This is a genomic window from Rhizobium sp. P28RR-XV, assembly GCF_012641385.1.
Lineage (GTDB): Bacteria > Pseudomonadota > Alphaproteobacteria > Rhizobiales > Rhizobiaceae > Rhizobium.
On the sequence record NZ_JABAIG010000013.1, the window covers coordinates 7,564 to 26,908 of the forward strand.

Sequence of the window (19,345 nt, forward strand, 5' to 3'; positions counted from 1 at the left end):
ATAAGTGATGGCGGGATCAACGCGTGATATCGAGGCGCTCGATGTCGGCGGCGGCGATTCCATATTTGGATTCGCCGTCTGTGCGCAAATAATAGCGAAGCTCCTCAATGTATGATTTTGCCCCGACGAGCCCCTCCAATCTGAAGGCAGTATGTCGTTGAGTGCTCGGGACCACACGAACCAAAAATAGCCGATTCAGGCTTGGTAGTCCTCGAACTCCCAAAACATGTAGCGGGCTAATTTCTTCGCAATCTCTTCCCATGAATTACCGGTCGTGTTTTCGACCAATTTCCTAACTGTGGATTTCAACACATCTTCATCATATTCATCCATCAAAATTGTATGACGAATAAAGCATGGCTTCCCCCCTGCACTGTGTGCAAGCCAACGAGGAGTGCAGACCTGAAAGCTGAAGATGTCCCCCCCGGGGACACCTTCTGGGCCAACCGTTACATCAGCTCCTATACAAAAGTCCGTTACATCATCTGGCCAGTAGCTGGAGAACTCACCTCCAACCATCGAGTACTGCTTTACCTCAGCCTTCATGGGATAACATCCACATGACCGTTAGCCCCCCATTTCGTCTGCCCAGGAAGTCGTTGTTCAAAATTCGCTTGCGTTTTACCAAGCTGAGGTTTGAAGCTCGGCGGTCTAAATTGCCTGAGGCCGTCGGCACTCTCATAGTACCCGCTGGAAGTAGTGCGATATCCCGGCCCCACCCAAGCCTCACCCATAACCATCGTCTGCTCGCTATTAAACGAACCAATTCCATAATTGATCTTGCCTTTTCCAGCCAAAGCAGCACTAGCAGCATTAGAGGCCTCACGCAAACTACCACTAAGTTCAGGCCAGTCTGTCCTAATTATGGTCACGGCCGCCAGCTGGGCGGCGGCAATATCGCGATAGATTTCGCCATTTGGACCAACGATGACGACGTTGCCCGCATTATCGATGACACGAACATATTTTTCAGGCAGGCCAGCGACGCTGTCCGGCAACGGGCCCGCAACGTCTCCAATAGTGGTCTTGGCATTGCCCCAGCCACCCCATGCAATGGCGCCGAGCATGATTGGGTCGCGGATGATGCTGGCAATTTGAGTTTTCGAACCTGTCAGCAGGGCTTTGGCTGCATCGCTCTTCAGAGTGGATTCTATATCACCGAAGTCCTGACCGTTTTGCGCATCATTGCTGTCTGCGTATTTCCAGGCGTCCAGGAACACCATGTGTCGATCGAGAAGCGACATCTCATCGGACTCGCCATTTCCTGCGAGGGCGGCGTCGAGATACTCGGCCGCAGCTATCCGCAGATTGGTACGGGCCTCGACGCAGGCTGCCGAAGAATTTCCGACGCAATCCGACAGCTTCTTATCACGATTAAGCGACAGAGTCTGAAGCTCTTCCTTGTGCTTACAGGCTGGGGAGTCAGAGTCACCAGAGGCTTCACAAGCGGCCAGCGTTCGAGCGAACTCCTCACGCTCTTTATGCGTGAGATAATTATACTGGTACTGCGCGGCGCCGTAGGAGGCACCTTCGCCACCACCGACAGCGCCGGCAGCCAGAGCAGACAGGCTCTCGCCAAGCAGGGCGGCGAGCGTCTGTTTGTCCTGATCGGACAGGGTGCTGTCCTTCAGCATGCCATCGACGAGATCGGCAATGGCTGGTGTCACCAGTGCAGAGGTCGCAGCACCGGCAGCACCTTTGAGCGCACCCTCCCAACCATTGACACCGCCGAGAATACCGGCGCCGATCGTGTGCAGAAGAACGCGGCCGACCCCACCCTCTTTCCAATAGTCCATTCCCGTCTGGTCTTGGTTCAGAGCGGCCTGCTTGTAGAACTCACTGGCAATATCGCCAACAAGCCCAGCCATAGTCGCCTGCGCCGCCTGCAGATCAGCCTGGGTCTTGTACTGCTCGCGCAGGATGTTCTGCAGGTCCGGCAAGCCGGGCAGCGAGGTATTGGTGTTGTTCGTATCGCGGCGGATCGTGCCGATGTCCTGCACCTGATGCGCGGGATCGGTGATCGTGATGCCGATATTACCGCCGATGGCAGAATAGGCCTTGCCGGTCTCGTTTTCGCCGGCCTTGACGGGCGGAGCGATGGTCAGTCCGCCAGTCCCGATTCCGCCGCCATAGGTTTCGGCCTTCCAGGTCGAATGCGTGTCGATATCCGCAACCGTCAGGGTGCCGGTGGAGAAGGAGTTTTTGTCCGCCGTCGCCTGGCTGGTAATCAGCCCGCCGACAAGCGACGTCTGGCTGCTGACATCAATGTTGAGGCCGCCGGTGCCGGCATGAATGCCCGATTGTTCGGAAACGAGCACCGCATCGCCTCTGGCCTTCTGCACGGTGCCGGAAACGCCGGTGTTTCCGAAGCCGATCTGGCCGGAGACATTGAACTGATCAGCCTTGGCCTTCTGCGTATCCAGTTGGCTTTCGATCGTCAGGTTCTTGACATCGACCGCAACCGAATTGCCGCCGACCGTCGCCCCCCTAAGCGCGAGATCGTTGGTGACGATGGTGACATCGCCGGTGCCGCTCACATGCGTGTTCGTATGGCTGGTGCCGGAGGTTTCGGAACCGCCCTTGCCATAGGAGGCGTTGACCCCGACGCCGGTCTCTTGACAGCCGCCCTTGCTGGTGCAACCAAAGTTGACGCCGACGCCGGCGCTCCAGGATTTGTTCGAACTGGTCGAATCCGACGTGCCCGCGGCAGCGTTGAGGTTGATGTCGCCATTCGCTGCTGACAGGAAGATGTCGCCGGTCAGCGCATCTCCTGGAATCGTGGGTATGCCGTTCTTGTCGTAACCGGCTAGGATCTGCGCGCCGTCGCTGGTAATCGAGCCCTTCTCGGCCTCCATGGTAATGGAGCGGCCGGCACGAATATCCGTCACAACCGGGGTCGAGGATGACGAGGACCAGCTGTTTTCCTGGTGGCTGACGCCGGCATTGATGCCGATGCTGAAGGAAAGACCGGTTGCAACCTTAGGGTCTGTGCTGGTCAGCGCCTCATAGGCGCCCTTCAGCCCCTTGTAGCCCTCATAGAAACCGAGGCTGGCAATGGCCGTATTAGTCACCGCATTGACGCCACCGCTGTCGGAAAGACGCTCGGCCGAGTTCATGATGCTATCGGCCGCCTTGCCAATCTGGCTGGTCACCGAGATGGTCACACCGGCAAAGGTTTTCTCATGTACCTCCTCGTAATTGGTGACGTCATTGGCCGAGAGCAGATTAATGTCCTTGCCGGCGAAGAGAGTGACGTCGCGCTCGGCCGAAGCGCTGGTTGCCTGCAGGTTGACATTGTTGCCTGCCGAGATGTTGAGATCACGACCCGCCGCCAATGTCGATACTGCATTGGTATCGGACTGCTGCGCTTTGCTGTCCTTCGTCGACTGCGCGCCGATACCGACCGAGAAGCCGCCATTGCCGGCGGAAAGTGCCAAGCCGAACCCGGATTTCTTCTGCTGTTCGGATTGTGACGAGCTCTCGGCGCCCGGGGTCACGTTGACGTCGCGAGCGGCCGACACATTGATGTCGCGATCGGCATTGACAGACGAGCCCATGATGTTGAGATCGGTTGCCCTCGCCGCTAGGTTGACGTCGTTCCCGGCCGTAAGCTCTGAGCCGACGTTATCCGTGGAAGATTGCTGGCCCTGCTTCTCGTTCTTGCCGTAAAGTGAGATGAAGCCGCCGCCGGACCCGACGAAGAGACCGGAATCCTTGCGCTTGCTGTCGGACTGATGCTTCTCCTGGGCACCGATGATGGAGACACTCTCACCGGAGATATTTAGGGAGCCATCGGCATTGACCTTCGAGCCGACAATGGCCGCCGCCTTGCCGGCGTCGAGAGTGACGTCGCCGGAAGCCGAAAGCTGTGACCCGACCGTCGCTTCATTATAGCCGTCATAGCTGTAGCTCCCACTGCGCAGGAATCCTTTGCGCTTGGCGCTGTCGTGTTCAGTTTCAGTATCCTTGCCAGCGCTGACGATCAGATTGCCACCGGTCAGAATGTTCAAATCGGAGGTGTGCGTGTCGTCGCCTGCCGTGATCTTGGAGGCGGAGACTGTCGTATCGCCACCGGAGATAATCGCGGCGCCGCCTTTCCCCGAAACCGAAGACCCAATCGCCGTCGTGGTCTCCAGATGTCCGGAAACATTCTCCTTCGTCGAACCGAAGAAGCCGCTCTTCTTGCTGGAGCTCTTGACGTCGAGGGTGGCGCTATCGATCGCTTCAGCGATCGTGACGCTCTTACCGGCCTGCAAGCCAAGTTTTCCGTCGGCCGCCATCGTCGAGCCGATGACATTGATATCATTGGTCGACTTGGCGACGAGATTGCCACCGGCCGTAATGGTCGAACCATTGTGCGTCAGCTCGGACGACGAATTTTTGCCGAAGGTCGAGTTTGACTGGTTCTGCGACGTCGTGACATTGATGTCACCGTTTGAGGTCAGGCCAACGTCACCCTTGGCCGTCAGGTCAGAACCAGAGATCAGGACACCCGTGTTGGCATTGACCTGCAGGTTGCCGCCAGCCGAGAGCTGCGAGGCTTGCTGATCGGTACTCGTGGTCTTGCTGTAGCCATCGTTTGTTTTGCGGGCGACATCGGTCGAGACGATGTTGACCGCTCCATCCGTGGCCTTAAGTTTGAGATCGCCACCGGCCTTGGCAGAGGAACCTATGACATTGATGTCGTTGTTGGCCGCAATGATGAGATTACCACCGGCGTTGACGCGTGCCCCTGTCGCATTCTGCTGACCGCCGTTGTCGACCTTGACAGTGGTAAGATTGACATTGTTGCCGGATAGCTGGGCTGCACCACCCGCGGCGATCTTGCTGCCCTCTAAGCTCAGCGTACCGCCCGCGGCGACCTGCAGGTTGCCGCCGACCGACACGCCGGCATTGGTGTTGACGACATTCTGGCCGCCGATGGTCATCGTCTGTGCGGCAAGGGTAATGCCATTTGTGGCATTGAGGTTCATGTTGCCGCCGGTCAGGAAGGTGCCGCCATTGGCCTTGATCTCGGTGGCATTGATGGTCATGCCATCCGCTGCGGCAATCGCACCGGAATTGTTGACGGAGCCGGCATCGATGTTAACGCTGTTGCCGGCGATGACGGCGCCGCCGCCGTTGACCTTCGCCTTATCGGCGGCCGAGAGATAGACGACCGGCACCAGCACCTGCGCGCCGTCGACGATCTCAGTCTGATAGATCACCATCGACTGGGTCAGCGATGCCGCCTGCTGCGGCGTCAGTGCTTGCCCGAGAGCAAGCCCGTTCGCCTCGGCATAAGCGACGCCGTTGTCGAGCAGCGTCTTCATCTGGTCGGTGGCATTGTTGCCGGGGATGAAGGACCCCGCGCCAAGACCATCGCCCACCAGTTGCCGCATCTGTTCGTCTACGAGCTGATTGTCGAAATAGGCGTCGCCGAGGAAGGGAACCTTGGTCTCGGGCGTATAGCCGACGCGGTCGATGAAATAACTCGAGCCGTAGAACTTCGACACATCGAGGAAAGCCGCCCGTGTCTCGAACAGGAAGACCTGGCCCGGCCCGGTGCCGCCAACGCCGCCTGATTGCGGCTTGGCAAGCGAGGCGAGTTCCGCGCCATTGACCTGCAGTACCTGGGCAAGGTTGCCGCTGTTGCCGAGAGCAGCGGTGAGCTTGCCCATCAGGCTGTTCGGATTGATCGCAGCGCCGCCGGTCGTCAGGGTGCCCGAGCTGATCGAAGGGCCGCTCGCAAGCGTCACACCGTTGCTGCTCACCGAAGCACCGACGGCTGCCGTCAGGCCGCTGCCGTTGACCGTCGGGCCACCGGCGATCGTCGCGCTGCCACCTGCCAGCGATGGGCCACTACCGACGCTGGCGCCGCCATTTGAGGCGACACTGCTTAGTGCGGCATTGACATTGAACAAGGCACCACCGGCCGTCATACCGTTAAGCGCGGACAGAGGATCGCTTGATGTCGAAGGCGCGCTGACGGCTGCGCCGCCGCCCGTCGAACCGAGCGACGTATTGTTGATCGTACCAAAATTGAGGCTCAGGGCGCCGGCCGCCTTGAGCGTGCCGGCCGCGCCGCCGATAATCTGCGATCCCGAGACGATCGACGTGCCGTTGGCGATATTGCGGGAAGGATCGGCCGTGCCATCGGCGTTGTAGGCCGAACAGGCGCTTTGAGCGCTACAGGTCAGCGTCGTGGTGCGATTGAGAACGACGCCTTCGTTGGTAAGCGTCGATCCCTTGAGCGTCGCACCACCGCCCGCCTCGATCCGGCTGTAGGAGTTGGTGAGGTTGGTGGCATCGACTGTGAGATTGCCGCCGGCGCGGATCACGGCCTCGGGGCTCAACGGTGCCGTAAACCGATCCTCATAAACCGACTGGTTGATATTGGCGCTGCCATCCCAAGTGTAGGTCGTACTGGTGTCCGAGCCATTGCGAACGACCTCATCGACAATGAAATAACGCGACGGATTGTTGGGATCGAGGATCGGATTGCCGTTGGCATCCTTGGGAACGCGAGCCTTGATCCAGTCGAAGATCGGCCGCACTTCCGTCGGGCCACTGCCGCTGACCCAGGTCCAGGCGTGATAGGAGGTGCCGTCGGCAAGCGTTGCGACCGAATACAACAGCGGCTGATAGTCAGAAAACTGCCCCGGATCGACCCCCGCATAAAGCTGGAACATGTTCTGGTCGGTCGATTCCAGATAGGCGAAGGGTTGGCCCGCGACCGCTGGATTAAGCACGAAGGTGCCGACGGCAGCACCAGAGGAGACCAACTGACCCGTCACCCAGGTCGGCGTCGTCGATCGCCTGTTGGTGAGATTGTTGGTCAGGATCGACATGTCACCATCGGACTGAATAAGACCGGACACATTGGTGACTGCCGCATTGCGCTGACCGGCGGTCGTTCCCCGGATGGTCAACCCGCCATCTGCGAGGATAGCGCCCTGGTCGTTGGTGAGCGTGCCGCCGACGAAGAGGTTGGCGTTGTTGCCCGCAAAGACGAGGCCTGACGGGCTGTTGTAGAAGTCGCCAGCGACGTTGAACGTCAGATTGTTGCCGGCAGCAAGCTGACCGATGTTGCCCAACGATGGCAGGTTCAGCGTCAGGTCATGCGCGGCAAGCAGCGAAGTGCCCGCGGTGGTGGCAAGGCCTGCAGCGGAGATGGTGATGTCGCCAGAACCGCCAGCATTGGTAACGGTGCTGACTTGCGCATTGGAAAGATCGGCACCGCCGGAGAGATTGAGGGTAAGGCCGCCGAAGACGAGATTGCTTCCCGAGAGATTGGCGGATGAAGCGTTGACGATTAGCGAGCCACCGGCGGCAATCCGGCTGCCCCTGCTGCCGGAGAGATCCAGCGTTCCGGTATTGAGGGTTAGGTTGCCTCCAACGCGGGTGGTGCTGGTATAAGCAATGGCGCCAGGGCCTGTAAGCGCAGCGTCGCCTAAGCTCTGCAGGCTATTGTAACCGATGTTCTGCGCCGCCGTAGCGGCAAGATTGCCGCCCGAAAGTAGCGAATTGGCGCTGATACTACCGCTCGAGGCTGACAGCGTCATTGCACCAGTACGCTGCAGCATCAGACTGCCGCCGGCCGCAGCATTGGTGGCGGCGAAATCGACACCTGAGACCAGCGTGTCGATCGTTATCGATCGGGCGGACAGATTGGCGTTGCGGCTTGCAAGCGATTGGCCGGTGAGCGTGATGGCGTTGCGCGCTGTGAGCGACAGATCACCATGGGCGACGGCATTAGCGCTGATATTGTTCGCAGCGTTGGCCGTAATCGTCCCGGCAGCAAGCAGGCTGTTGAAAGAGATGTCGCCTGTGGTGGCTGCGAGCGCGAGATTGCCGCCCTGGCCTAGAATGACGTTACCGGCGCCCGATTGGTCCATTGCCGCAAAATCGACCCCGGCCGCGATGACGTTGCCGCTGACGGCAGATCCGGTTATCGAAACGTTGTTGGCACCCAGGAGCTGCCCGTTGATCCTGACCACGCCAGGACTGGTGGCCGAACCGATCGAGACCGCGCCGTGGCCCGTGATGTTGCCGCCTGTAAAGGCGCTTGCCGCCACATTGAGGTTGCCTGCGACGATCAGCGTGCCGGCCGATGCACTTCCAGCGTTAATGGTGAGATCGCCGCTTGATCCGAGAGCGATGGCGCCGTTTGACGATCGCGCAGTGGCAGCGAAATCGACGCCGGTAACTGCCTGACCGAGTTGGACGGTCGAACCGGAGAGCAAGACGTTGCCGGCGCCGAGGAGCTGGCCCGAGACATTGACGCTGTTGCTTCCAGCAAGGGTAATGTCGCCATGCCCGGTCATGGTATTGGCCACAATCGCAGACCCACTGGCATTGATAGCGCCGGCAGACAGCATGGTCTGCGCAGTGATGCCCGCAGACGCGGTCAGATTCATATCGCCGGCAGTTCCGAGCACTATACCGCCGCCACGGGCATTGGTGGCAGCGAAGTCGATGCCGGAGATCAACGTCGGCGCGTTGATGTGGCCGCCGCTAACCGTGAGATTGCCGGCAGCAATGATCTGGTTGCTGATATCGACACTGCCGACAATGTCTGCGTTGCCATGAGCTGTGATGCTGTCGGCGATGAGATCCGCCGCTTTCGCCGTGAAGCCACCTGCCGAAAGGATGGTGCCAGCCGAGATATTGCCGGAGGCCGTAAGATTGGTGCTGCCAGACGATGCCAGTACGATGTTGCCGCCGGCGCGGTTGGTGGCGGCAAAGTCGATGCCCGAGATCAGGGTTGGCGCGCTGATGCTGCCACCATTGATGGTGAGGTCGCCCGCGGCCAGGATTTGGTTGCTGACATCGACGTTACCGATGATGCCGACATTGCCGTGGCTTGTGACGCTACCCGCCTGGAGGTCGGCCGTCTTTGCCGTGATATCACCCGCCGACAGGATCGTGCCGGCCGTGGCATTGCCGGAGACGGTGAGGTCCGTCTTACCGGCCCCTCCAAGCACGATGTTGCCGCCGTTGGCTGCGGTCGCCGCAAAATCCACGCCGGAGACCAGAAGTCCGGCGTTGAGGCTGGCGCCATCGATCGAGAGATTGCCGGCCGATAGGACCTGGCCACTGACGTCGAGGCGACCGCTGGTCGCCAGATCGGTTGCGCCGTGGCTTGTGATGCTGCTCGCGCTCAGATCGCTCGCTTGCGCAGTCAAATTGCCTGCCGACGACAGCGTGCCGATAGTGACACTGCCCGGGGAACTCAGGGATATATCACCACTCGAAGTCTGAACGATGTTGCCGTTGGCGGCAGCCGTTCCGTCGAAATCGACACCGGAGACGATTGCCCCGGCTGCGATGCTCGGACCTGAGAGGCTGATGCTTCCACCGGCAAGGACTTGTCCGTTGACGGTCGTCGTACCGGCAAGCGCGATATCCTTGTGGCCGGTGACGGTATCGGCCGCCACAGTAGCGGCGTTGACGTTGATGGCACCGCCGGCCTGCATTGTCGATGCAGACAATCCGCCATTGAGCCGGGCGGTCAGATCGCCGGCTTGACTAAGGACGATATTGCCGCCTGCCCTATTGGTCGCGTCGAAGTCGATACCGGCGACGACAGATTGGGCCGAAAGGCTCTGGCCCGTGATCAGGATGTTGCCGGTGCCGAGAACCTGGCCGGTAACGTTGGTCGCGCCACTAAGCGTGATATCGCCATGCGCTGTGACTGCGTCCGCAGTCACAGTCGTGCCGCTGGCGGAAAAACTACCGGCCGACAGCAATGTCCCGGTATTGATCGCACCGGTCGAAGCGAGCGTCAGGTTGCCGCTTGTCGTCTGGACGATATTCCCATTGGCGGCAGCCGTCGCTGCGAAATCGACGCCGGAGACGATAGCCCCAGTTTGAATGCTCGAGCCGGAGATGCCGATGTTGCCGCCACCCAAGATCTGCTGATTGACGGTCGTTGTCCCGGAAAGGGTAATGTCATGATGACCAGTGACGGTATCGGCCGTCACGGTCGCGGCATTGACGTTGATGGCACCGGCGGCTTGCATCGTCGATGCCGAGAACCCGCCACTCAACTGAGCCGTCAGGTCCCCGAGCTGTCCAACAACGATATTGCCGCCCGCGGCATTGGTTGCACTGAAGTCGATGCCCGCAATGACGGTCTGCGCTGCCAGACTTTGACCAGTGATCAGCACGTTACCGGCGCTCAGGATCTGGCCGGCAACGCTGGTAGCACCCCGAAGCGTCACATCGCCATGCGCCGTGACGGTCCCGGCCGTGACGGTCGAGCCGGTAGCATTGAGTTTGCCGGCCGAGAGCAGCGTGCCAGTGCTGATGATGCCGGCTGAGGCAAGCGTTAGATCGCCGCTTGTCGTCTGGACGATGTTCCCGTTAGCGGCTGCCGTTGCCGCGAAATCAATACCCGAGACCGCAGTACCAACCTTAATGCTCGAGCCGGAGATGCCAACATTACCGCCTCCGAGCAGCTGGCTGGTGACAGCGACACCACCGGCTGACCCGCCGGAAAGGCTAATATCCTTTTGGCCGGTGATTGAAGCTGCGGAGACCGATGCACCGCTGATGCCGATGGCACCCGCGGCCTGTATGGTCGATGCCGCAACGGCGCCATTGACGTTCACGGCCAAATCGCCGGTCTGACCAAGGACGATATTGCCACCGGCGGCATTGGTGGCATTGAAGTCAATACCAGCGACAAGCGTCTGTGCCGACAAACTTTGACCTGAGATCAGCACGTTGCCGGCGCCGAGAATCTGGCCACTGACGCTGACGATGCCGCCAAGCGTCATGTTGTGATGCGCGGAGATATTGCCGGCGGATATCGATGAGCCGTTCGCGATGAGATCGCCCGCAGACAACAGCGTTCCGGCGCTGATCGCGCCTGCGGTCGTCAATGTCAGATTGCCAGCTCCCGTGGCCGTTGGACCAAGGGTGATGCGCCCGCCCGCCGCATTGGTGGCGGCGATATCGACGCCTGAGACAATGGCATCGGCGGCAATGCTCGAGCCGGTAATGCCGACATCGCCGCCGCCAAGCACCTGGCCACTAATCTTCACGCTGCCGCTTCCGGCGGTCGCACTGGTGGCGCCGGTCAGTATGATGTTCTTGCTGCCGGTGATCGCGTCAGCAGTGATGGTCTGACCGGTGGCGTTGATCGCGCCTGCCGCCAGCACGGTTCCTGCCTGGATGGCGCCAGCGCTGTCGTTGATCGTCAGATCACCGCTACCTGCCAGCACGATATTGCCGCCGGCGGCTTTGGTCGCGGCAAAATTGACCCCAGACGCAAGCAAACCAGCGCTGACACCATTGGCGTTGCCATTGATGGTGATATCGCTGGCTCCGAGCAATTGGTTGGTGACGCGCATGCCGCCGTCAATAGCGACGTTGCCGTGACTGGTGAGGTTGCTAGACTGCAGCAAGGAAGCCTGGGCGATCAGATTGCCGGCCGACAGCAACGTGCCAACGGTGATGGTTCCGGCGGCAGCTTTCAGATCGAGTGCGCCGGCCGCACCTAGGACGATGTTGCCACCAGCCGCGTTAGTTGAGGCAAAGTCGACGCCGGACGCGATAGCGGTCGCCTGAATGCCAGCCCCGGAGATCAGGATATTGCCCGCTCCAAGAATCTGACCGCTCGCGTTCATCGCAGCGTTAACGGTGAGCCCGCCATGCGAGGTAACGTTAGCGGCCGTGAGCGAGGTCGCGGTCGCGGTAAGATTGCCGGCTGATTGAATATTTCCCGCCGCGATATTGCCGGTCGCACTGGTGTTGAGGCTTCCGCCCGACTGCAGATTGCCAGTGGCGATATTGCCGCCGGTTGCCGTCAGGCTCAAGTTGCCTGCGGAGCCAAGAACGACACTCCCGCTAGGATCGGCACTGGTGGCAGCAACGTTAATGCCGGAAACAACCATGCCGGTGGAGATTGACCGCGCAGTGGCGCTGACATTGCCCTGCGCCAGGACATTGCCGGAAACGGCAAGACTATTACCAGCGGTAAGAGCGAGATTGTTGTAGCTCAACAGCGAGGCGGCCGAGATCGAGCCGGCCGTGGCAGTCAGGGTGAGGTCGCCGGTGCTGTTGGCAGCGCCGGCAATCGCGATATCGCCGGAGCTGGCGACAAGCGTCGCTGCACCATTGCCAGCGGTAACGCCGCCGGCAGCAATCCCGCCGCCCGAACTCATCAGCACGGTCGTGCCGCTGTTGACGTCGCCGGAGACGCTGAGCAGGCCGGCGCCGTTTGCAAGCACGATATCGCTATCCGCTGCAACCGATTGCAGGGTAATGCCTTGATCGGCCCGGATCGCGACCTTCTGCCTCGATGTGACCTTGGCAGCGGTGACCTTCTGTTTCGAGGTGATGGTGACGCCGTCGCGTGCGGACGCATTGCCAATCGAAATCTTGCCGTCGGCCGACAGCGACAGTTCGCCGGCATTGGCGGCCATATCGGCGCTCATCTTGACGCCGGCGCCCTTTTCCGTGACGACGACCTTGATGCGGTCGGCCTGCATGGCGCCGAGCGCCGAACCGTCGATCGCATATTCCGGGGTGCCCGAGGTGGCGGTCAGCGCCGTCGCCTCTCCGGTGGCATAATTGTATTGGCTGGCGCCACCCGTCAGGCGCATGGACTTGCCATAGATCGGCGCGTTGACATGGATCTGGCGGGAGACGACATCGAATAGATCGACAGCGCCCGGAGCGGCCACGAAATTGCCGCCTGCCCCTTCGAAGGTGACATCGCCGCTATTGACGGTGAAACCCGTCAGGCTTCCATCAGCACCGATATTGGGAATGCCCGTCGTCAGCGTGGCGCGTGGCGTATTGATGAAGCCGCAGCCCGAGCAAGTGATCCCGTTTGGGTTAGCTATCACCACGTCTGCCCGACCACCGAACACTTCGGTCGGGCCGTTGAGCGCCGAACGGTTACCTGAGGTAACCTCGTTGAGGATCACGCTCGCCGGACCGCTTGTCTTCAGGTTCGGATTGCCTGGCGTCGCACCGCCGAGATTCGATGTGCCGACCTCCCCATTGAAGTTGTTGAGGATCAGGCCAGGCGTGCCGACACTGAAGTTGTCGTATTTGTTATGTGACAGGCCTGTGCTGTTGGGCGTGACGATATCGACGAGCGGCACACCGTTGGGCGCAGCCCCAACACTCGGTTGATTGGCGGCCGGCGCTGTCGTGCTTGCCGAAACCGATTGCGCATTGGCCAGCATTGGCTGGAAGACCAGAAGGCCACTAAGCGCGAGGGCGACCGATTGCCGGGCGAGACGATGTACCTGTCTCAAAGCAGCGCTCGAAAACACTGATTTCGCCGACATGCCGATGTGATTGCTCATGATCACCACCTCACTGATGTACTGACAAACAGAAGCCCGGAGTCTCGCCGGCTGACTGTGCCGCCGAGAACGTCCGAATAGCCCATATCGAAATTGACATTGCCGCCGGCGAGCTTGGCGCCGACCGTCCAGCCAAGCATGTCGCCGCCTGAAATCTGGTAGCTGGCTTGGCGGGCGATCCGCCCGTAGTCGAGACCGACATAAGGCCTGAACTCTCCGAGGATCTTCGCAAGCTGGGCATTCTCGGCAAATGGCTGCGTTCGCCAGATGAGATCGTTGCGGATGAAGAAGCCGTTATTGCCGAACAGCATCGTCTCGCGCGTACCGCGCACCGAGGAGTAGCCGCCGACCGAGATCTGCTCGGCCCCGAACAGGTTGTCGGGCGAATATTGCCCGGTGACGATCGAATTGATCTCGAAATGCTGCTCCGCCACCTGGAGAGGTCGCGTCAGGGTGATCGTGCCCGTGAACTTCGAGAAGCGGGGATCTGCGTTGCCTGCCCCGGCATCGCCAGGTGCGACGGCGTCAAAGAGATTGAGCCCCTGGCTGTAGGAGAGATCGAAGACCCAGAGGCCACCCAGCATGCGGCGCGAATGCGAGAGGCCGAGATCGCCGACCGTGTATTTGCGGCTGCCGACCTCGATCCTGTTGCCGAGCAGGAAATTGTTGGTTTCCTTATAGGTCAATCCGCTGTTGAAGGTGGTGATCGAATCCTTATCGCGGAAAATCACCCGATCGGCGCCGATACCGACCTGCTTGCTGTCGCCTGACGTATTGAGCGGCCCGAAATTGCCCGGAACGGAACTGTCATACTCGTACCAGGAGCCATTGGCGGAAAAGGTCCAGTAGCCATAGGGCACGCTGACATTGCCGGAATAGCTATTGCTCTTGCCATGGCCATCGTCGCGCCAGGGATAATCCGGGCCGGTATGTTCGTAGCCGAAATTCCACTGATCGTTGATGCCGAAAAGATTGTCGTAGCCGATCGAGGCCGAGCTCTTGGAGTATCCCGTCTGCTCTTGACCGAGATTGCTGTTGCCGAAGGAAAGATGCCAGGGGTGGTTGGGCTTGTTCTCGATATTGAGGATCGAGGTGCCGTCGGTCTTGCCGGGCAGCATCGCCGTCTTGGCATTGTTGGAGGTCAGGCGGTTGATCTGGTCGAGACCCTGCTCGATGTCGCGCAGATTGGTGATCTTGCCCTTCATGCCGGGAAAGGCCGTGGCGATCATACCCGAACCCATCGCACCGGAATCTGGCGCCGGTTTACCGTTGATGTAGATGTCTGCAAGCGTGCCTTCGACGGCAACGAGGCGCAGCACCTTGGTCTTGGCGATATCCTGCGCCGGCACATAGACACGGGAGCTGACAAACCCCTTGTCGAGATAGAGATGGGTCAGGTCGCGCAGCAGTGCATTAATCTCGCCGACGCCCACACAGCGGTTCGCGTAAGGAGCCGTGACCTTGTCGATCGCGCCGGCCGAAAACTGCTTGACGCCCTCGACCTCGATATGGGTGATGGCAAAGCACGGGCCGGACTTGCCGCCGCCAGCAGCCGCAGGCTGCTGAACTTCGGCCGGAGAAGGCTTCGGCGTCATCTGGCCCAAGCTCTGCAGCCGCTGCTGCTCAGCTTCCTGTGCCTGCCGGCGCGCAAAGTCGTCGCTCGGCGTCTGCGCGACGGCGGCCGAAGCCGCGAGAACCGCTGCCAAAAGCCCGCCTATCGCGGTCGCCGCGCGCGAGATTGACGTCATAAGTCTGCCCCGGTCAGTTCGAAGCGGCCTTCTGCAGCGCATCGAGCGCCGCCGACAATCCCTTCAGCGAGAACTTGATGTTGACCTTCTGGCCATTCATCATCTGCACATGGCCGGTGCCATCCGTCGCCTCGGCGAGAGCGGCTACTATCTTCCCGTCCAGTTTCTGCTGCGCCCAGCAGCCGGCCTGATTGCAGTTGCGGTAGGCCAACTGGACGACGGGTTTGTCCGCCACATCGATGCCAAGCCCGGCGGGAATGTACATGTTGAGCGGTACGAGCGTCGTCAGCACCAGATCGGCTGGTGACTGCTTTGCCGTCTTTTTGTCCGTTGCGGCCGGAGCAGGCACCTTGGCAACCGCCAGCGTCAATATGTTCACATCCTGGTCGCCCTGCTTGACCGTTGCGATCTGAGCAACTTCGCAGTTCGTCAATGCCGAACCGTCCGCCGCCTTTCCGTCGATGCAGCGATAGTACCAATCATCAAATTTCTGAACGCGCGCCTGAGGTGCTTGCTTTTGTTCTTCTGTTTGAGGGGCCGCGCTCGGAGCAGAACCGGCGCCGGACGACATACTGGCAGCCGCCGGAGCGGGCTGTTCCTGCGCGGTCGCGGAAAATGCAACCAGCGCCGAAGAAAGGAGCGCGACAGAGGTGAAGGTCTTAAAGGAGAAAGACCTAATTGCGGGGGACATCCAAACTACCAAGTCAAAGCCATCCGCTTGCGCAAGGCGCGCCTTGCTCAATCAGCATGTCGGTCAAAATTCATGAAGATTCACCTGAACACGGTGTAGCCGATCATGGGCCTGATGCGATCAATAGCAGATCCCTGAGAAAGTACAGCGAAAAGTAGCGGCGTCACGCCACGCCACACGCTCGTTTTCAGATAGTCGTGTAAAATCTGCAACACAAGCGTTCAGCAATTGAATAAAATGTCTCGCTTTTGGTTCCCGCGACCCTGCCAGCTCCACACCACTCTATGGCGCGCGGACTGAACGCCATGCATTACTCGCATGCTGTCTCACATGGCGTCGTCTGAAATTGCATGCATCATCTCTCGGCCTTGAAAGTGCGTCCGAGGTCCGGCCCGGTGCCGAAATAATGTCGAAACACGTAAAACAGCGGGCTCCATCTCCTGGTATCGATGTGATTGGTTCCGGCGATGACGATATTCTTGTGTGCGTGGACGCGAAGAACCTTCGCTTCGATGATGGAGAAGGCTTCGGCACGCTCCGAAGGCCATTCGGCGCCGGGAGGATGCGCCGCCACCACCTCCGCCTCGAACTGGATCGGACATTCAGCGATGCGCAGAGGCCGCACGAGATCGGCAGGGTGTGGCGTCAAACCGGCGACCTCGAACTTGTCGGCCTCGAAACGATAGCCGATCTTTCCCTTGTGCGGGGGAACGGGATCGCGGCCTGTGGTGGGCGCGATCGCTTCGACCTTGGGCCACAACTCCGGCGACGGAAAATTCAGCACCAGCTGACGCTCGCGCAGGAGATTTTCCTGGCCCTTGCTGGTTGATGTCAGTCCCAGAACGACTCGATCATATAGAGCCCAAAACGAGGACATCGGCGAGATATTTGTCGTGCCGTCAGGGTTGAGGCTCGTAATCAGCACGACGGGAGTGCCGACATAAAGCACGCTGGGCTTGATTTCGATATGCTCGCGATCGCTCTCGGTTGCGTTGAATTCGGCTGCGTTTGTCAACATTGCAAACTCTCCTTTGAGAGTTCCAGTGTAGCCGACATGACGCCTGCAATAGTTCGGCCGTGACCGAACTATTGCTCCAGGGCCGGTACGCCAGCCTTCATTCACTCAGGCAATCCTCTGACAACGCCGATTTCACTTTTTCTCGGCGTTTCTGCGCCGAATGCCCGGTCGCCGAGTAAACTCCACTAAAGGGCAGGCAAAAACTTTGACGGCTAACTTATTCACGCTCACCGGCGGCGAGCGGCGGCAACACGATCACGGTATCCTCCGCCATAAGCATCCGCCCATCCTGTGCCCGCAATTCCAGCCGCCGCACCGGCAGCTTTGTCGCTCTGTCGACCAGCGTCACATGCGGCTCATTGGGCTCGAAGAAGAAATCCTCGCCCCATTGGCGAAGCGCGACCAGCAGCGGAAACAAGCCCTGCCCCTTCCGTGTCAGTACATATTCCTGATAGGGGCCGCCATCGGAGGCTGGCACGGTTTCCATGATGCCGTGAGCGACGAGATTGCGCAGCCGGGCCGAGAGAATGTTCTTGGCAAGGCCGAGGCTCTTCTGAAACTCCCCGAAACGCCGCAGGCCATCAAAGGCATCGCGGATGATCAGCAGCGACCACCAGTCGCCGATCGCATCCAGCGGCCGCGCCACCCCGCACATTGAATCCTTGTGGCTTATTCTCTTGGCCATGCTGCCCTGCTTTCGCCTGTTTACGCATATTCGTCCGTGTCGCTCCAGGAACGCGAATGAGCGCCCGCAGCATCAGCCCAACATATCGGTTGCAAACTAAAACCACAAGAGATACTGGAATCATAGTTTCAAACTAAAACCACATTAGGAGAGCAACCGTGATTCCCTCTGATGCGACCTTCGCCGGCACATTTCCCTTCGCACCACAGTTCACCGACGCACCGGGCTTTCGGATGCATTACGTCGATGAAGGCCCGCGCGATGGCGAGATCATTCTCTGCCTGCATGGCGAGCCGACCTGGGGCTACCTGTTTCGCCATCTCATCTCGACGCTGAGCCCCACGCACCGCGTCGTCGTTCCCGACCATATGGGGTTCGGCAAGAGCGAAACACCGGCCGGCCGCAGCTATTGGCTGCAGGATCACGTCGCTAATCTGGAAGCCTTCATCATAGCTCTCGGCCTCACCGACATCACCCTCGTCATGCATGATTTCGGCGGCCCGGTCGGCATGGGCTTTGCCGCGCGTCATCCCAATCGCATCCACCGCATCATCTCGGCAAACGGGCCGACGCTCTTCGGTCAACCAGATCTTCTCGATCGGCTGACAGCCAATACAGCTGTATCGCCCTGGTTCCAATGGATCGCCAAGGCCGAGGCCGACGGGACGCTGGGGCCGGTGCTTAACAATCTCGGCTTCAATATCCTCAGCACACTCAAGCTCAATGGCTTCGAAAACAACGCCGTCATCACCGATCTCTGGCTCGATGCCTATGGCTCGCCCTTTGCAAACGAGGCCGAGTGCCGTGGCGCGCTCGGCTGGGCCAAGGGCTTTGCAACCGGCACACATCAATTCGAAACGCCCGATCCGGCGGCTGGGTCTATCATCCGCAGTAAACCGGCGCTCGCCATCTGGGGAGAGGCGGACCGGACGCTGCATGCAGAACATTTCCTGCCGCTCTTCTCCGCCATCTTTCCGTCTGCCTCCATAGAACGCCTCCCAGGCGTCGGTCATTATTGCTTCGAAGATGCGCCGGAGGCCATATCAAGCCTGATATCGGATTTCGTTCGTCGGACCTGAGCATCGCGTTTCAGGACCAACTTCGAGGCAAGGAGCAGGAGCGAGAATGCCTTCCCGCTTCTGTTAACCACAGCATGGCTTGACCCCTGCCGCCCCGCCTCATAGCGTCTTGGGAAAACTATCGAAAGCCGGCGAACGGCAGCCGATTTCAACGGATAGAATGCCCATCCAATTGACATTCTCCAGGGTTGCGACACCGTCTCGCATGGTTGCTGACCCAACGTTTTGAGGCAAAATGACCAAGCGATCGCAAGCCGTTATCACCACAGCCGAAGAGCGACCGCGCGACGGATGGAACGACCCCGTCCACGGCTCCATATCCTGGCACACGCTCTTGAGCAGCGACATCACCCCCACCGACAGCATGAGCGCCGGCATCGCCGAACTCGCGCCCGGCGGCGAGCTCAAGCCGCATCGCCATGACCCATCGGAAATCTATTTCATCTTCGAAGGAACCGGCATCGTCCGGATCGATGGACAGGAAACGGCGGTCAAGCCCGGCACCACCGTCTTCATCCCCGGCAACGCCGAACACGGCATCCGCAACGAATCATCCGCCAACCTGAAATTCTTCTACGTCTTCCCGACTGGATCGTTTGGGGAGGTGGTTTATCGGTTTCCGGAGGGTTGAGGAATTTTCGGCGATTTCTTGGTGGATCAGCTCGCTTGATAATGGCCTGCAACAAAAGCCAATATGGCGGGAGAGGCAGGGCTCGAAGGCTAGGCAACGAACCTCTCATGCAAACGTCCGGTTGGGGGCGAAAATGTTCGCACAGCCGCGGGATAAGCGACCTTCCTGAAATGAGCATGAAACGCC

At 59.9% G+C, this 19,345-nt stretch carries 8 protein-coding genes; 2 read left to right on the forward strand and 6 right to left on the reverse strand.

The window, feature by feature from the left end; all coding sequences use genetic code 11:
• Window positions 1-195 precede the first annotated feature (195 nt).
• From HGP12_RS25625 to HGP12_RS25650, 6 genes are all read right to left on the reverse strand, one after another.
• Window positions 196-546 (reverse strand): immunity 8 family protein, encoded by a 351-nt coding sequence (locus HGP12_RS25625; RefSeq protein ID WP_168841973.1) that lies wholly within the window; start codon window positions 544-546, stop codon window positions 196-198.
• The gene (locus HGP12_RS34195; protein ID WP_409527229.1) at window positions 543-13,289 is read right to left on the reverse strand and encodes a hemagglutinin repeat-containing protein; all 12,747 of its coding nucleotides are present in this window, start codon (window positions 13,287-13,289) and stop codon (window positions 543-545) included. The genes HGP12_RS25625 and HGP12_RS34195 overlap by 4 nt, the downstream gene beginning before the upstream one ends.
• A gap of 20 nt (window positions 13,290-13,309) precedes the next feature.
• A complete protein-coding gene (locus tag HGP12_RS25635; protein ID WP_168841972.1) occupies window positions 13,310-15,055 on the reverse strand; it encodes a ShlB/FhaC/HecB family hemolysin secretion/activation protein in 1,746 nt (581 codons plus the stop codon).
• A gap of 13 nt (window positions 15,056-15,068) precedes the next feature.
• Window positions 15,069-15,746 (reverse strand): invasion associated locus B family protein, encoded by a 678-nt coding sequence (locus HGP12_RS25640; RefSeq protein WP_168841971.1) that lies wholly within the window; start codon window positions 15,744-15,746, stop codon window positions 15,069-15,071.
• A gap of 355 nt (window positions 15,747-16,101) precedes the next feature.
• Complete coding sequence (locus tag HGP12_RS25645; RefSeq protein ID WP_168841970.1) at window positions 16,102-16,764, reverse strand: flavin reductase family protein; 663 nt, start codon at window positions 16,762-16,764, stop codon at window positions 16,102-16,104.
• A 217-nt stretch (window positions 16,765-16,981) separates the two neighbouring features.
• Window positions 16,982-17,449 carry a winged helix-turn-helix transcriptional regulator gene (locus HGP12_RS25650; protein ID WP_168841969.1) on the reverse strand — a complete coding sequence of 156 codons (468 nt, stop codon included), beginning with the start codon at window positions 17,447-17,449 and terminating at the stop codon, window positions 16,982-16,984.
• Window positions 17,450-17,607: 158 nt separating this feature from the next.
• On the opposite strand from HGP12_RS25650, the gene HGP12_RS25655 reads away from it, so the two are divergent.
• Both HGP12_RS25655 and HGP12_RS25660 read left to right on the forward strand, forming a co-directional pair.
• Complete coding sequence (locus HGP12_RS25655; RefSeq protein WP_168841968.1) at window positions 17,608-18,528, forward strand: alpha/beta fold hydrolase; 921 nt, start codon at window positions 17,608-17,610, stop codon at window positions 18,526-18,528.
• A 235-nt stretch (window positions 18,529-18,763) separates the two neighbouring features.
• The gene (locus HGP12_RS25660; RefSeq protein ID WP_168841967.1) at window positions 18,764-19,159 is read left to right on the forward strand and encodes a cupin domain-containing protein; all 396 of its coding nucleotides are present in this window, start codon (window positions 18,764-18,766) and stop codon (window positions 19,157-19,159) included.
• The last annotated feature ends 186 nt before the right edge of the window (window positions 19,160-19,345 follow it).

What these genes read in the sequence shown, in the direction of transcription:
- HGP12_RS25645 (WP_168841970.1), bottom strand. Translation starts at nt 16,764, where the DNA reads ATGTTGACAAACGCAGCCGAATTCAACGCAACCGAGAGCGATCGCGAG.
- HGP12_RS25660 (WP_168841967.1), top strand. Translation starts at nt 18,764, where the DNA reads ATGACCAAGCGATCGCAAGCCGTTATCACCACAGCCGAAGAGCGACCG.
- HGP12_RS25625 (WP_168841973.1), bottom strand. Translation starts at nt 546, where the DNA reads ATGAAGGCTGAGGTAAAGCAGTACTCGATGGTTGGAGGTGAGTTCTCC.
- HGP12_RS25635 (WP_168841972.1), bottom strand. Translation starts at nt 15,055, where the DNA reads ATGACGTCAATCTCGCGCGCGGCGACCGCGATAGGCGGGCTTTTGGCA.
- HGP12_RS34195 (WP_409527229.1), bottom strand. Translation starts at nt 13,289, where the DNA reads ATGTCGGCGAAATCAGTGTTTTCGAGCGCTGCTTTGAGACAGGTACAT.
- HGP12_RS25650 (WP_168841969.1), bottom strand. Translation starts at nt 17,449, where the DNA reads ATGGCCAAGAGAATAAGCCACAAGGATTCAATGTGCGGGGTGGCGCGG.
- HGP12_RS25640 (WP_168841971.1), bottom strand. Translation starts at nt 15,746, where the DNA reads ATGTCCCCCGCAATTAGGTCTTTCTCCTTTAAGACCTTCACCTCTGTC.